Origin of the sequence: Limnothrix redekei LRLZ20PSL1 (genome assembly GCF_043235035.1) — a bacterium.
In the GTDB taxonomy this organism is placed as follows: domain Bacteria; phylum Cyanobacteriota; class Cyanobacteriia; order CACIAM-69d; family CACIAM-69d; genus CACIAM-69d.
On record NZ_JAZAQF010000001.1, the window covers coordinates 56,490 to 71,896 of the forward strand.

Annotated in this window: 14 protein-coding genes; 6 read left to right on the forward strand and 8 right to left on the reverse strand. The window is 54.8% G+C overall.

The genetic code is table 11. The features are described 5' to 3' along the window. The first annotated feature begins 654 nt into the window (after positions 1 to 654). Together VPK24_RS00235 and VPK24_RS00240 are read left to right on the forward strand one after the other, a co-directional pair. A complete protein-coding gene (locus VPK24_RS00235) occupies positions 655 to 1,503 on the forward strand; it encodes a hypothetical protein (protein ID WP_393009666.1) in 849 nt (282 codons plus the stop codon). A gap of 230 nt (positions 1,504 to 1,733) precedes the next feature. Beyond that, a complete protein-coding gene (locus VPK24_RS00240) occupies positions 1,734 to 1,985 on the forward strand; it encodes a hypothetical protein (RefSeq protein ID WP_393009668.1) in 252 nt (83 codons plus the stop codon). On the opposite strand, the gene ribD is transcribed toward VPK24_RS00240, so the two are convergent. From ribD to VPK24_RS00255, 3 genes are all read right to left on the reverse strand, one after another. Beyond that, positions 1,982 to 3,130, reverse strand: a complete 1,149-nt coding sequence (gene ribD / locus VPK24_RS00245) for a bifunctional diaminohydroxyphosphoribosylaminopyrimidine deaminase/5-amino-6-(5-phosphoribosylamino)uracil reductase RibD (protein ID WP_393009670.1) — start codon at positions 3,128 to 3,130, stop codon at positions 1,982 to 1,984. The genes VPK24_RS00240 and ribD overlap by 4 nt on opposite strands. A gap of 114 nt (positions 3,131 to 3,244) precedes the next feature. After that, entirely contained in the window at positions 3,245 to 3,958 is a 714-nt protein-coding gene (locus tag VPK24_RS00250; RefSeq protein WP_393009672.1) for a Uma2 family endonuclease, read from the reverse strand. A 76-nt stretch (positions 3,959 to 4,034) separates the two neighbouring features. Continuing rightward, on the reverse strand, positions 4,035 to 7,073 hold the full coding sequence (locus VPK24_RS00255) for a type ISP restriction/modification enzyme (RefSeq protein ID WP_393009888.1): 3,039 nt from the start codon (positions 7,071 to 7,073) through the stop codon (positions 4,035 to 4,037). A 499-nt stretch (positions 7,074 to 7,572) separates the two neighbouring features. Between VPK24_RS00255 and VPK24_RS00260 the strand changes: the two genes are divergently transcribed. The 3 genes from VPK24_RS00260 (at position 7,573) to VPK24_RS00270 (ending at position 11,335) form a co-directional block, all read left to right on the forward strand. Continuing rightward, positions 7,573 to 8,178, forward strand: a complete 606-nt coding sequence (locus VPK24_RS00260) for a hypothetical protein (protein ID WP_190354282.1) — start codon at positions 7,573 to 7,575, stop codon at positions 8,176 to 8,178. A 425-nt stretch (positions 8,179 to 8,603) separates the two neighbouring features. After that, on the forward strand, positions 8,604 to 9,485 hold the full coding sequence (locus VPK24_RS00265) for an NAD(P)-dependent oxidoreductase (RefSeq protein ID WP_393009675.1): 882 nt from the start codon (positions 8,604 to 8,606) through the stop codon (positions 9,483 to 9,485). A gap of 218 nt (positions 9,486 to 9,703) precedes the next feature. Then, the gene (locus VPK24_RS00270; RefSeq protein ID WP_393009677.1) at positions 9,704 to 11,335 is read left to right on the forward strand and encodes an FAD-dependent oxidoreductase; all 1,632 of its coding nucleotides are present in this window, start codon (positions 9,704 to 9,706) and stop codon (positions 11,333 to 11,335) included. A gap of 204 nt (positions 11,336 to 11,539) precedes the next feature. On the opposite strand, the gene VPK24_RS00275 is transcribed toward VPK24_RS00270, so the two are convergent. The 4 genes from VPK24_RS00275 to VPK24_RS00290 form a co-directional block, all read right to left on the reverse strand. Continuing rightward, a complete protein-coding gene (locus VPK24_RS00275; RefSeq protein ID WP_099532390.1) occupies positions 11,540 to 12,022 on the reverse strand; it encodes a photosystem I reaction center subunit XI in 483 nt (160 codons plus the stop codon). Between the two features lie 136 nt (positions 12,023 to 12,158). Further along, positions 12,159 to 12,284, reverse strand: coding sequence for a photosystem I reaction center subunit IX (psaJ, locus tag VPK24_RS00280; RefSeq protein ID WP_099532391.1), 126 nt, complete (start codon positions 12,282 to 12,284; stop codon positions 12,159 to 12,161). 23 nt (positions 12,285 to 12,307) lie between these two features. Beyond that, positions 12,308 to 12,436, reverse strand: a complete 129-nt coding sequence (locus VPK24_RS00285; RefSeq protein WP_393009680.1) for a hypothetical protein — start codon at positions 12,434 to 12,436, stop codon at positions 12,308 to 12,310. Positions 12,437 to 12,540: 104 nt separating this feature from the next. After that, on the reverse strand, positions 12,541 to 13,023 hold the full coding sequence (locus tag VPK24_RS00290) for a Photosystem I reaction center subunit III (protein ID WP_393009682.1): 483 nt from the start codon (positions 13,021 to 13,023) through the stop codon (positions 12,541 to 12,543). Between the two features lie 224 nt (positions 13,024 to 13,247). Between VPK24_RS00290 and tsaD the strand changes: the two genes are divergently transcribed. After that, complete coding sequence (tsaD, locus tag VPK24_RS00295) at positions 13,248 to 14,405, forward strand: tRNA (adenosine(37)-N6)-threonylcarbamoyltransferase complex transferase subunit TsaD (protein ID WP_393009684.1); 1,158 nt, start codon at positions 13,248 to 13,250, stop codon at positions 14,403 to 14,405. Between the two features lie 16 nt (positions 14,406 to 14,421). Here the strand turns inward: tsaD and VPK24_RS00300 are convergent, their stop codons facing one another. Continuing rightward, positions 14,422 to 15,321, reverse strand: a complete 900-nt coding sequence (locus VPK24_RS00300; protein ID WP_393009890.1) for a sensor histidine kinase — start codon at positions 15,319 to 15,321, stop codon at positions 14,422 to 14,424. Between the last annotated feature and the right edge of the window lie 86 nt (positions 15,322 to 15,407).

The following is a 15,407-nucleotide window of genomic DNA, read 5'->3' on the forward strand; positions in this document are numbered from 1 at the left end:
CCACCCCCTTCAGTTGCCAGCTCGGGCCAGGTATGCCACGACAGACACAAACAGCGCGATCGCCTCAGGAGTGCTCAGCGATGCCCCAAGATCATACCTAGCACTGAATCGTAGTTTTGTGGCTGCAGTTCAAATTACCGAATCACGGATTAGAGTTCAGGCGCAAAATTAGCGATCTCCGTATAAAAATTGAGTAATTAAGTCAAAAAAGATACCTAAAAAGGAAATTAATTGAAATTTCCATGAAGAGTGGTTCAAGTGTCTTGAATAGCCCAAACAGATCGAATATTGTTAGTCATATACCCAGAAGAGATGCGTTTTCGGCAAAAGCTCCTGATGTCGAACTGGCAATTCAAGTTAGTAATTGCATCTTTACTTAGATAAATTACTGAGCTTGAATCACTTCAGTTAATTTCACCGCGCCTACCAAGCCCCTCAACCCTACTACTCTATCCTTGCTGGTCAATGACAATGGAACGACAAACTACCAATTTAGTTAGCTTTTGGGGTCGTGCAGTTGGTTCCGCTGCAGTTGCAGTCGTTGCTTCTGCACTGTCTGCCGCCAGCGCTCACGCTGTTACTTTTAACTTTACAAATATCACTGGTAATAGCGCAGTCAATGCCCTCGCAGGTGAGAGCCAACTGCGCCTTGATGTGACTGATAGCGGCAGCAACAAGGTGCTGTTCAAGTTCAGTAATACGGGCCTGGCGGCATCCTCAATCACTCAGATCTATTTTGATGACGTGGATAGCTCGCGCTTCCTGAAGACCTCGGGTGTCGGCATCAACGACTCTGGTGCTGGTGTTAATTTTGATTCGTTGGACAGTGGCGGCAATTTACCCGGCGGCAACACGGTCAAATTTGATGAAGACTTCAACTTCAAAGCCAAGTCGCCTGTGCAACCCAGCGGCGTAAATCCGGGTGAGTGGGTCGAGTTCCTGTTCAGCCTCAATACGGGCAAAACCTTCAATAGCCTGATTGATGCGATCACGGCCGGTGCGTTTGACATTGGTTTCCATGTTCAAGGATTTGCGAACGGTGGCAGTGAGTCCTTCGTGATTGCCACTCCGACTCCCGAGCCAACTCCTACGCCGGAACCGACTCCTGAACCGACTCCTACACCGGAACCCACCCCTGAGCCGACTCCCGAGCCTACGCCGGAACCGACTCCTGAGCCGACTCCCGAGCCTACGCCGGAACCGACTCCTACACCGGAACCCACCCCTGAGCCGACTCCTACACCGGAACCCACCCCTGAGCCGACTCCTACACCTGAACCGACTCCTGAACCGACTCCTACACCTGAACCGACTCCTGAACCGACTCCTACACCTGAACCGACTCCTGAGCCGACTCCCGAGCCTACGCCGGAACCTACCCCGGAACCGACTCCCGAGCCTACGCCGGAACCGACTCCGAAGTCTGTGCCGGAACCTGTGAGCGTGATGGGCTTGGTGGCTCTGGGCGCTGTGCTGCGTACCATGAAGCGCCGCCGCCACTAGACTTGATCGCCTGGATGGGTGAAGCCCAGGTCTGAAACCGATTCTGTCTAGCTAATGTTGCAGCCCCTGAGATCCTGAGCGGATTTCGGGGGCTTGTTTTTGGGCGAGGTTATTCAGTGGGAAACAGGCCGATCGGGATTCGCTACCCTGAAACTAGCTAGCCTTGAGCGAGGGCGCGTGGGTTGGTTTGAGTTCACATTCAGCGATCGGGAACGATCGGGAAGATTGCGATGTTGTTGCCCCAAGCGATTCGAGATTATGTCAAAGCCCAGTTCCCGATCGAACAGCAAGAAACCGTGCTGGGAATTTTGGTGAACTATCCCCAAGACCCGGCCGCCACAGCCCACACGGAGCAAGTGTTGATGGCGGCGCTGACCCTGGCGGGTGGCAACCTGGGACAGTTGAAGGCCTATGTGGAAGTGGCGATCGAGGATGAGGCGGAGTTGCTGGGTTGGGCCGCAGCGGCAGGAATGCACCCCTAATCGGTTTTTTTGAGGGGGCGCAAGTAGCCCTCGATCGCGAAGTCTTGGCCCACCGATCGCCAGGTGACCCGCTCCAGGGCGATCGCGTCGCCCATTTGGGTCAGCCCTAAATCGCCCACCGGCGACGGAGCTGCCACGCCGCCGACAATTTTGGGCGCAATAAACGCCAGGATTTTTTGCACCGATCCATCGGCGATCGCCTGGGCCGACAGGGCCCCGCCACATTCCCACAACACCGATAGAAATTGCCGCTGATTCAGCACCTCGATCGCCCGGGCCGGCGACAGATCCGGCACTTCCTGCACCTCAACGCCCCGATCGCGCAACCAAGCCTGCATTTCCGGATTCGCGCCCGGCAGCGTCAACACCAAAGTTGGCGCTTCCGACGGCTCCCACAGGTGCAAAATCCGACCATCGGCCGTGGTTTGGGGCAACTCCAGCCGCCGAGTCATCACCACCCGCAGCGGGTCGTGACTTTCCAGGCCGTGACTGGTGAGCTTGGGGTTATCTCGCCGCACCGTGTTGCCCCCCACAATCACCGCATCGCAACCGGCCCGCAAGCGATGCACCTCCGCCCGGGCCCGCTCATCGGTCACCCAAGCGCTGTGGCCGTGGGTAGTGGCAATTTTGCCATCCAGGGTCATGGCATATTTCAAAATGCCCAGGGGCCGACCCTGCTGAATTCGATAAAAAAACGGCTCATTCAGCCGATCGCAAGCGGCCCGTTCCACCCCCACCAAGGTTTCAATGCCCGCCGCATTTAACGTGGCAATCCCTTGGCCCGCCACCTGGGGGTTCGGATCCACCGTTCCAATCACCACCTTGGCCACGCCCGCTTCCACCAGCGCCTTGGAACAGGGCGGCGTGCGGCCGTAGTGATTGCAGGGTTCAAGGCTGACATACACGGTGGCTCCCCGCGCCCGATCGCCCGCGGCCCGCAAGGCAAACACCTCCGCATGGGGCTGACCCGCGCCGGGATGGAACCCTTCTCCCACCACTTCCGTACCCTGCACAATCACGCTACCCACCATTGGGTTTGGGGCCGTGCGCCCCAGGGCCTGACGCGCCAACGCCAAACAACGGCGCATCATTGCCCGATCGAACTCGGTGGCAGCGGGGGCATCGACGGCGACAAACTCAGACATAGGACGAGACAGGAGCAAGGGCGATCGCGATCGAATCCGCGATTCTTTCAACCAAATGGTATAGGCAGAGGCCCATCTGCCCCCCAAAATGGCCCGATTCTGTTCTGAAGTGCTTTACCCGTCCACTGGCCGATCGGGATCGATGCCCAGGGCGCGTAACTGTTCCGCCAGGTGATCGGCTCGTTGGCGCTCCTGTTCAGCCCGTTGGATGGCGGCCTCGGCGCGCGATCGCTCGTTCAACAGTTGCTCGCCCAATTCCGCGTAGGTCAAAAAGGGCTGACCGTTGGGCTGAAACAGATTCAGGCTGGTTTCGGTGAATTCAAAGCGGATGCCCAAGCGCGGACTCGCCCAATTTTCCATGGACTCGATCGGGTTCAGCCAGGGTGTCGGTGCTGCCCCGCGCAAAAACCCGCTGAGTTCATGGCGATCGGGGTCATAGATGTAATATTCCTCGACTCCGTGGCGATCGTAAAACACCTGTTTTTTCAGCATCTCTGCTAATCGATTGCCGGGCGACAAAATCTCAAAAACCACCTGCGGGGCGATGTTTCCTTCGTGCCATTGCCTATAGGAACCCCGATCGCCCTTGGCCACCCCAAACACGACCATCACATCGGGCGCTTGGCGAGTTTTGTTGTCGCCTTCCACGGGATACCAAAGCAGGTCGCCGGCCACAAACACTTGATCATTCTGGGCAAAAATCCAATCTAGGTTGCCTTGAATGACCGTAATCCAGCGGAATTGTTGGGTGTTGTCTGCGATCGGTTGGCCATCGCTGTCGGGATAAATCACCGCTGGAGGAGTTTGCGGATCGAGTTGAGCAATCATGGGGTGGGCCTCGCGGGTGTTGCGGTTGCGGTTTGGGCCATGGCTCCCATTATGCCCATTCGGTTTGGGTGGAGCCTCAGGAAACTCGCGGCTGATGCACCGATTCGGCGGGCATTTGTTGCACGATTTCCATAGTTTTGATGCTGACGGTGCAGACGCGCTGAATCAAATCGATCGCCCGTTCTTTGTAGTCGGCAAAGCGATAAGTATTAAACAGTTCGCGAATGGTGGGGTCTTTGGGGGTCTTTTCTTTGTGTTGATCTAAGACCCATTCGATCGCGCTGCGGTTGCCAAGTTTGTAGTCCCAGGCGATCGGGGGAATGCCGCTGAGGGTGGTGAGCCGATCGATTTGAATGGTTCCCTTGGTTTTGTCGGCTTTCAGTTTGGGTGGGTTGGCTTTTTCGTCGGGGGGCAGGTCGGTGCGATCGAGCGGGTAGGGTTCGATCGCCTCGTAATTAATATGCCAATCCATCAGGTCGCGGCCCCAATTTGCCCATTGCCAAAAGTCTGCGTAGAGGGGCAGTCGGGGAAAGTCACGTTTAAGGTTAATTTCGTATTTTTGCCGATAGGCGGGATGGTGCAAAACGGCGTAGGTGTAATGAAAAATATCGAGTCGTTGAATCTGTGAATCCTGATAGTTGTCGCGGAATTGTTGCAGCGCCCAATCGGTGATGTTTTCGCTGCGATTGCCGTCGCGATCGTAGGTGTAAATTGGTAGGCATTGAGTTGGACGGCCACCAAAATCCAATGCAGGAATACAATCAGCAGACTGCACCAAAAAAGGTATTTGAGTATGACTTGTAATGGCAATTACTTTGTTCTCTAAATCCGGAAGAGAGAACAGGTCAGAAATTCTATAGGTTCTTCCATTAAAGTGTGAATCAAAATACAAATGAATTTGACTATATGGGCGGCAGCAGCTTTTTCTGATCGATTTGGGGTCAAATTTTTTCTGAATACCTCGCTTTAGGTAAGTTTCCAAGTCTTCGTCCCATTTCATATCGAGAGACTCGCGGCGCTTGCCAGTTTTTAGGCGTTCTTGATAGGCGGCGATCATATACTTGACTTTCTGCTCAAGGCTTTCACGCGAGAAGTCATAAACCCACTCATCTCGCTGGGTTTTTACGCCCGCCGAAAACAGACGAAAAACACATCGATCGCCCCGTCCTGCCTTCACTTCCTTATCAACCAGCGGCAACAACTGATCAAAATCGTTATCCGTCTGATTAATCCAGTTTTGTTTCGCATCGGGCCTAATCCGCACCATCTCGGACTTGGCCAACAACTCCAGCGAGCTTTCAGCCAAAAACCGCAGCTTTTCCTTAGCCGTCGCCATTTCCGGCTGATCGATATAGAAAATTCGGCAATTGCGTTTTTCACCCGGTTCAACTGGCAGCTTCACACAAAAGGCGATCGCCACGCCCGCTTGAATTCCAAACACATTGTGCGTCGTACCCGAAAGCTTCGGATTCTCGCGCACATCACCCCCTAAATCCAGCAAGTAAATATAGTCAAATTCCTCAGAAAAGCACTTCCGAACGCCATCAAAAGCCCGAGAGTTAATGAATGATCGATTCGTAATAAACGAAATAATTCCCTGACCACGCAACCGATCAGCCGCCCAGCGATAAAACCGCACATACATATCGTAAACAGCGATTTGATTTTGGGCTGTTCCTTTTTTGATATAGCTTTCCTTAACCCGCTTATCAATTTCCTTGTAAGGACGATTTGGATTACGGAGATTAAAATTTTCCTGCCAAGCGTTATAGGGCGGATTGCCAATAATCACCGTCAAATCTTCCGCATTTTGCCGCCGAATCCGTTCCGTGTTTTCCACCGAAAGCGAAAACAGATCCTTTTGCTCCTCCTTCAACCCTGCATGATCCAACGTATCCAAAAAGCAAATATTGTTGAACTCCTCATACGTTCCGGTTTTCTGCTGATAGCAATATTCAATATTCAAATTCGCAATGTAGTACGGCAAAATTGCCACCTCATTGCAAAACAAATCCTCTCGATATTTTTGCTTCAGCGTTTGCTCCGGCCAAAGATCAATCAACTCCGTGATAAACGTCCCCGTCCCCGTCGCTGGATCGAGAACCTTCACACCCAGATCAGATAACAGCCGATCGAAATGTTTCTCCAGCAGGTAATTTGTCCCTTGGATCATGAACTTCACAATTTCCGACGGCGTGTAGACAATCCCCAGGCGATCGGCCGCCTTTGGGTTATAAGCCTTATAGAAATTTTCGTAAACCGACTTCAGAAACTCTTGCTTCTCGTGATGATCCGCGATCGCCGCCGACTGCTGCCGAATCACCCCGTAATAGTGGTCGATCGACTTCAGCACATTTCGCCGCAACCCACCCGTAAAAAACGTATCCACCACCGATTGCACTTGCCGCGCAATGTTGTTGTCCCGGTGAAATTGCGCGTCATTAAACACATTCAGGAAAATATCCTCAGACAAAATATGCTGAATCAAAATTTCCTGCACATCAAACAGCGTAATTTGCGGATTAATCGACGTTTTGCAGGTTTCCCAAAACCGATCGCGCAACGCCAAAAATCGCTGATTGCTGGTTTCTTCCTGGGCGATCGTTTCCCGCAACACCTCCACAATTTGCGGCAAATCCTCCCGAAACTTCTCGATCGCCTGCCGGAATCCCTTCACCTCCGGCCGCTCATAATCTAAAAACTGATTGAGGCAACGATCCAACGCCGCCGCATCCGCCAATTCAATCCGAAATGCTTCCTCACCGCTTTGAATCAGAACCGCCGTTTCGGTGTTTTCAAATAAAATATTGTCGTCGGGATAACCCTTTTCAAATTTGGCCGCAATTTCCTGATCGAGGTCGTCCTTGGTGTCTTTTGCTTCCCAATAACCCAAATCGAAGCGCAGGGCATTTTTCACCACCCCATCAAACTTGATGATGTTGCCTCGGGCCGTGCGCGTCGAAATTTCCTCCACCAATCGATAGTTGCGAGGCCGGCAATAGCCATCTAACAAATTGGCAAAGGATTTTCGCAAATTGCTTTCGTTGAACTGCCCGCCATATCGCTTGCAATCCGCCAAATCTGCATAGTAGCGATCGATCAGCAAGCGCGACATATCCCAATCTCCCAGCCAAAATGCGGACATCCCACCCGCAAAGATCCTATTTTTTTGTATCACATTTCAGGAAGCCGTAGAGATTTTGCAGATCGGATTTTTCCGCAGCGATCGCTCCATTCAACAAGGCTCGATCAGGTAGGGGCGTACTGCTGTACGCCCTCCAACCGGGTCGATCAATTGCCATGAATTGACAATTAAAGTGTCTTCCCCAATTGTAGGGTGCATGGGAGCAACCCCCAATGGCCACGAAACGCTTCATTTGTACTCCCATGCGCCGCAGAATGATCGCCACTCAACCGAATGATGGTCGTTGAATGCGCGATGGGTGGCGGTGCATGGGAGATGAATTGAGATTGCTATTTCCTTCCGAACGTTCTCCCATGCACCCTACGGGTCGATCGAGCGGTGAATGATGGAGTAGGGCCAGACCCGCCGATCGACCATTTCGCAATGATCGATAATGATCAATAAATCTGGAGTCAAGCGATCCAATTCAATGATTAAAAAACGCAAAAACTTTTCCAGCTTCACCCTTACAGAAGCCTATCAACACCTAAACCTAACCGAATTAAAACCATGGGAACTGGACAGCCCAACGCGATCGCCTAGCGCCTTCTTTCAAGAACGCCTGCGCCGCCTGCAAGCCCATTTTGATTTACGCTATTGCGAAAAATCCAAAGAACTGATTATTGATGCATTTTGCGAAGAAGCCATTACCGATCTAGAAAATCTCAAAATCTGGAAAGGCGTTAAGCTAGAAACAGCACAAGTCACCGGCAATGTTGATTACTTAATCACAGAGCGCCGAGACTATGTGTCCGCCCCTTTTTTGTGCATTGTGGAAGCCAAAAAAGACGACTTTGAGCAAGGATTAGCCCAATGCTTAGTGGAAATGAAAGCTTGCCAAGATTGCAATGGCGATCGAACTATTGAAGTGTTGGGAATTGTCACCAATGGCGACGGCTGGCGGTTTTATCGGCTCGATTCGTCCGGTCAGGTTTATGAAACGGGCTTATACTCCAATCGCAATCCAGCCGAATTGTTAGGAGTGCTGCACCAACTGCTGAAACAGTGCAACCAAGCCGGGCGATCGACCCATTAATTCAAAATCGTGTGTAGCGGATCAGAGGGCGCATGGCGATGCATCCCCACGAGAATTGATCAATTTTTTCCGCATCGATCGCTCCAATCAACAAGGCCCAATCAACGTATCGGAGGGCCCATGGTGATGCGCCCCCACGGAAATTGATCGATTTTTCCGCATCGATCGCTCCAATCAACAAGGCCCGATCGGGTAGGGGCGTACCGCTGTACGCCCTCCAACCGGGTCGATCGGTTGAGTGGTCAAAATTTTCGGTGTATGGGAGAAAAATCAACCATTTCATAACAATTTAGCCTTACTTCCATCCAACCTACGGGATGATCGATTCAGTTGATCATTGACATTTAAGGATTCATATTTTCTCAGCAGTTTGATGCGATCTTAAGGATCACGCAAACTAATCGCTCAGAACAAAAGTAAGCGCAATGACTGTAGTAGCCGTGTTGGGCATGGGGTTAATGGGTCGGGCTGCGGCCGGGCGGCTGGCAGCAGCGGGGCAGGAGGTGGTGGCTTGGAATCGATCGCCCGAGGCTCTGGAACCGTTGCAAGGGATCGATCGCCTGAGCGCCACGACGGACTTGGCGGCGGCGATCGCCCCGGCCGATCGGGTGGTGTTGTGGCTGGCGGATGGGGCCGCGATTCGATCGGTGCTGCTGGAAGGGGTGATCGGGGCACTGTTGGCGGACAAAACCGTGGTGCAAATGGGGACGATCGCCCCGGAGGAAAGCCGGGCGATCGGCGCTGAGTTAACCGCTTTGGGTTGTGACTATTACGAAGCGCCCGTCCTGGGCAGCATTCCCGAACTGAGCGCGGGCAAATTGCTGTTGATGGTGGGGGCCACGCCGCAACAGTTCGATCGCGATCGGGCTTGGTTGCAAACCTTTGGCCCCGAGCCGCTGTTGGTGGGGCCCGTGGGGTCGGCGGCGGCCCTGAAGTTGGCGATGAATCAGTTGATTGGGTCGCTGACGACGGCGTTTGCGGCCAGTTTGGCTCTGGTGCAGCGGGAAGGGATTGCCGTTGAGACCTTTTTGCAGATTTTGCGACCCAGCGCCCTCTATGCGCCGACCTTTGACAAGAAGTTGCAACGGATGCTTGATCGGGACTTCGATCGCCCCAATTTCCCCACGAAGCATCTGCTGAAGGATCTGGACTTGTTCACCCAGGCGGCGGGATCCCAAGGAATCGAGACGGCTCCGGTGCAGGCGGTGCGGGCGGTGGTGGAACGGGCGATCGCTCTGGGGTTGGGCAACACGGACTATTCGGCGTTGTTCGAGGCGATTGCTCCGGTGACGGAGCCGCAACCTTAGGCCGATTGGGCAGCGGCGTGAATGGGCGATCGTTGGGGCGATCGTTTTTAAAATGAGTTTCGGGCTACAGCGGCCGTTGCCAACGGTCATGGTGATTGCTGTTTAACCCTTGAAGCTTTCATCGATTCATCGTTGAATAGTTATTCTAAATTCATTACACTCGATCACCTGCCCGATCGACCCGCCTGCTCCCATCCCCTAGACCCCAAGTTGTTGCCATGTCCTCTGTTCTGTTGAATCCTGTCGATCGCACCACTGGGCCTCGCGCCCGTCGTGTCTACATCGTCGGTGCGGGCGTGGCGGGCTTGTTGACCGCTTGGGCCATTCGCCAAACGGGCCAAACGGAACTGCCCTTGGTAATGGTCGATCGCGCCACCACGCCGGGGGCGGGCCTGACGGCGGGCAATGGGCGCAGCTTGACGGCCACCGAAGGGCTGGTGGCCGGGGGTCTCACGGCCGCTCAGTTGGCCCAAGCCTTTGAAACGCCCATGGATCAAGGGGGCTATGCTTATCCGGGGTTTGTGGCCCAAGGGGCCGATCGAGCTGCGATCGGGGCATTTTTGGAGCGGGCCTGGGCCCAGGAACCCGAAGCAGCTGATCGGGAGCGGGCGATGCTGCAATTGGGGTTCCGCAATTTGCACCTTTGGCGCGAGCTGGCGGAACAGGATCCCGCTTTGGCGGCCCGCACCGGTTTGCAATTGGGGGCGAAACTGCGGGTTTATCAGGGTTCCCAAGCCGCCACCAAGGCTAGCCAAGAGGTGGCGCGGCTGCATCGGGCCGCGGGCGATCGCTCCGTGGCGGCCCTGGTGTCGGTGGCGGAGGCCTTGGCCCTGAATCCCGGTTTGGCTCCTTTTTTGGGAGCGGCGGACTTTGCGGGCCAAATTACCCGGCAACCGGGGGGCGCAATCCATGCGGGCCGATTGGTGGCGGAATTAACCGATCGGCTGAATCAAATGGGGCGGATTCAGTGGCAACTGAACACGGAAATTGCCGGAATCGATCGAGATGCCAGCGGTCAAATCCAGCAATTGCGGGCCCACCACGGGGGCAAGGCGATCACCCTCGGTCGCGCGACCGATCGGTTCATCTTTGCCACGGGGTTTGATCCGCTGCTGGAACAAAGCGGCGCGGTGAGCCAACCGCTCTTCCCGATCGCAGGCACATCGATCACGTTCGCCATTCCCCGATCGGCGATCGCTCAGGGCCTGACTTTTCCCCGCCGGGCCTGGAAACAGGACGGCAGCGCCGGGCCGTTGGTGATCAGCCCCACCCTGATTCCGGCGGCGGCTTTTCTCGATTGGTTAGATCAGCAGCGGGCGCTCGATCGCCTGGCATTGGATATGAGCGGGGATGCTACTGATTGGATCGATCGCGCCTGGGCCGCGGCCTGGGGCGATCGGCTCATTCCTCTGGATGTTGTGGATCCGCGTCGGCTCGATCGATTCCACCCGGAAGCTCTGGGAGCCGCCGCTGGAGATTGGGAAATTCGGATCGGCGGCTGCAAGTTTTATCCCGGGGTCGATCGGCCCCTGGATTTACAGCACCCCGGCGCACGTTGGGCCTTGCGATCGCAACTGAGGGCGGCGGCGCAGTTCTTTCCGGAACTGTGGGCGCTCCATGGCTCCCCCACTTTGGAGTCTGAATCCCCAGATTGGGCGGCGTTGGCGGCTCTGCAACCCTGGGTGGGGGCGCGGCCAGTCCATGCGGATGGCCAATCAACGGTGGCTCCCTGTGGCCCCAACGGGTTTGTGATCACGGGAACCGGGTCTTGGGGGTTGGCCAGCGGCCCCAGCAATGGGCAACGGGCGGCCGGCTGGCTGGCGGATTTACCCGCCGCGATCGACTCCTAGGGATTCAAAAATCAACACAAGCTTTGTTTCTGTTGGGTTTCGCCCCTCAACCCAACCTACAAAACTACAAAACTACTAGGAATTCAAAAATCAGCGCCTAGAAATTCCTCAACAACCGTTGATTAACCCAAAATCAAGAAATCAAAAGGCGATGGCCACCAAGACCACCGCCTTTTTCAGAGCGAAAACCTAACGTTGGGTCAATTACAGACCGTTCGCAAAGGTTTGGAACACGCCCGACTGCACCACGGAATAAACCGCGTAAGCGAAGGCCGCGCCGCCGATGCCACCGATCGTGAAGCCGCCAGCAAACTCGCTCCAGCCTTCCTTCGTGCCCAACTCAGCAGGTACTTCGGACACGGCCACGGAGGCCAAAGGAGCCTTGGTCGTCACGTTGCCATAGACCGACAGGCACAACGACAGAATCGTCACCAAAATAATTGCTTCAATCAAGCCCACCAAAGTGCCGTAGCTAGTGTTGCGGAATTGGCTCGTGAAGGCAAAGGGCCCAAACAGCAAATAACCATGGGCCATGCCCACTTCCAAACCACGACGAATCGGCGACAGGCCCTTGCGGTAGGCCGGCAGATTTTGAATCAAAGCCTTCGTAAAACCAGAACCGGAGATCGGAGTCACCAGATCGCCGACCTGGGGATCGCCGTTATGAGAAACCACGTCCAAAGCCATAGTTTTCCCTCTAGAGGTTAAGCGTGCAATCAGCGGGACAAAGCGTTTTCAAAACTGGTTGTTTGGATCGTGGGCCGGTGTTCTGGCTGCCCTTTGGCAGGCCCAACCCAACGCCCAAACTGCGATCGCCCTTTATTTAGAAGGGCGGCACCAAGTAATCCGGATGGAACCGGTTGAATTCAATCAACAGGCCAGCGGTGAAGGTAACCCAAGCGGCTGCCAACACGGGAGCCGAGGACAAATAGCGCTGCAAGTCTTTCATGGATGGTCTCCGAATCCAGATCTCTAAAAACAGGGGAGTGGGGGTTGATCGGCCATGGCCCAGGCGGGAACGGAAACGGGGCGATCGCTGATAACAGGGAAGCGATCACCGGGTCGGTTGGTTGTGCCTCCCAGCCCCAGGCGATCGCTCACAGAATCAGTTGTTTGCCAGCAACGGAGGCTGACCGATCGGGGTCGTCATCCGATTTGTCACCATAAACCTGTGCCCTTACCGCACCCCGGTAAACCAACCGGGTTTAGCGAGGCGAAACCGTAATTTCGCTTTCTTTGGCCAACAACTTGCCGCTGCTGAATTCAGCCAAGGCCGCTGCGGGCCAAGCCGCACCACCCAAGGAGCACTTCACAGCCAAAGGCACGTTGATGATGATTTCGCTTTCTTCGGGGCTGTCACCCTTCTTGATGGCTTGCAGGTACGAACGACCAGCCCAGCCAATCCAGCCAGCGATGTACAGGAAAGCCAAGCTCGGGATCGTGAATTCTGCCAGGTGAGACAGGTTGCCATCGGTGATCAAGTGAGGCAGACCCTCTTCACCGCACAGCAGAGTGGAATAGTTTTCAAAACGAGCTTTCGCCTGGGGCGTGGTGGCTGCTTTGGCGCGCTTCACGAAGGCAGCGTTCTGGCCGCAGGGGGTCAGGTTAGCGTAGTAATCTGCCTTAGCCGGGGCAGCAAACCCAAACCAGAGGCAAACCGCTAGCGCAATTGCAAACAACTGACGCATAGATTGTTTCCTTTCTTTATGAAACAATACGTTTCTGTTACAAATCACGGCAATTTGTCGCGAGAACTTTGCCCGATCGCCCCGTGGGTTTGGATCCCTTTAAGGAGGAACACCAGACCGCGCAAGGCTAGGCAGAGGGCGCGTTTGAAGTCTTCGGCCGAAACCAGTTAGACTTCAACAAATAGCCAATACTGCCCCTCACCATATCAGCCAAATTCCCAACGATGGCGACTGCTTTAGCAATTGAAACAAGTTGTGATGAGACGGCGGTGGCGATCGTAAAGAATCGTCAAGTGCTGGCCAATGTGGTCTCGTCGCAAATTGCCCTCCACCAGCCCTACGGCGGCATTGTGCCGGAAGTGGCTTCCCGGGGCCATGTGGAAACGATTAATTGGACGATCGCCCAAGCGCTCCAGGAATCGGGTCTCGATTGGGGGGCGATCGACGCGGTGGCCGCCACCAGTGCGCCCGGTTTGGTTGGGGCCCTGTTGGTGGGGCTAACGGCGGGCAAAACCCTGGCCATGCTGCACCAAAAACCCTTTTTGGCGGTGCATCATCTAGAAGGACATATCTGCGCCTCCTATTTAATGGAGCCAACGTTGCAGCCGCCATTCCTGTGTCTGTTGGTCTCTGGGGGCCACACCAGCTTGATTGCGGTGCGCGGCTCGGGTGTTTATGAAACGGTGGGTCAAACCCGGGATGATGCGGCGGGGGAAGCCTTTGACAAGGTGGCGCGACTGATGGGCTTGGGCTATCCGGGCGGGCCCGTGATCGATCGCCTGGCGGCCGAGGGCAATCCCAAGGCTTTCAAGTTGCCCGAAGGGCGCGTTTCGTTGCCGGACGGAGGCTTTCATCCTTACGATTGCAGCTTCAGCGGCCTGAAAACGGCCATGTTGCGATTGGTGCAAAAACTGCAAGCGGAATCCCCTGAGCTGCCCTTGGCGGATTTGGCCGCCAGCTTCCAAACGGCGGTGGTGAATGCCCTCACCAAGCGGACGATCGCGGCGGCGCAGGATCTGGGCTTTTCGACGATCGCGATCGGGGGTGGGGTGGCGGCCAATCGTGGCCTGCGGGCAACCCTGGCGGCGGCGGCGGAACCCTTGGGGCTACGGGTTTTGTTCCCGCCCATGAAGTTCTGCACCGATAATGCGGCCATGATTGCCTGTGCGGCTGGTGAACATTTCGATCGGGAGCGACAATCGCCCCTCAGCACCGCCGCCCAATCGCGCCTGGGTTTGGAACAGGTGCTGACTCTCTATCCGAAGGTGGAACCCCCGAAACAATCTCCCTGGGTGCTGGAATCCCTGGAGATCGAGGAAGGTTGGACGATTCCTGTTGAACGATCGGAGCCAGATCCACAGGGACGATTTTCGGTTAATTAAGCAAAAACGGTGGCCCTCAAGAACAATGGGACTCCACCAACGGGCTGGGCGACAATATCCCCATCATCGCGCCACTGCTCCAAGTCAGATCAGAAAACATTGAGGGCAGCGGCAACCGCAAACAGAAACTGCTGCCTTCTCCCAAGGTTGAGTTCACCGTCAGCTCGCCCTGATGTCGATCGACCACAATTTGGCGAGCGATCGCCAAACCCAACCCCGTGCCGCGACCCACACCTTTGGTCGTGAAAGCCCAATCAAAAATGCGCTGCTGCACCGCCTCGCTCATTCCAAAGGCATTATCACGAATCCAAATTTCCACCGATTGTTGATCGGGTGCTAGGAGGGTTTCGACTGTGATGGTTGGCTGCCGAGTTGCCAATTCCACAGAGGATTGTTGATGGGTGGCTTCATCGAAGGCATCGATCGCGTTAGCCAACAAATTCATAAAAACCTGGTTGAGCTGTCCCGGAAAACAAGGCACTTCCGGCAAGTTTCCATACAGTTTTTGAACCAAAATTTCTGGGCGGCGATCGCTTGCTTTCAGGCGGTATTTCAAAATCAACAGGGTACTGTCCAAGCCCTCATGGATATCTGCCAAGACCTGAGCATCTTCGTTGTCACTATCCGATCGCGAAAAGGTTCGCAAACTGGTGCTAATTTCTGCAATGCGATGGCTAGCGGCCTTCATGGAATCCAGGATTTTCGGTAAGTCCTCGCGAATTAAGTCCAGCTCAATATCTTCCGCATGATCCAAAATTTGGGCACTCGCTTCCGAGTAGGTCTGTTGATAACAGTCCAAATGCTCCATCAAATCTTCTACATAGTCTTGAATGTGCTCAATGCTGCCCCGTAAAAACCCGATCGGGTTATTAATTTCATGAGCAATCCCTGCCACCAGGTTTCCCAGGGCAGACATTTTTTCACTTTGAATTAGGTGCAATTGGGAAGCTTGCAGAGCCGCATTTTTTTGATCCAAATCTTGCTCCAATTGTTTGGTCAACA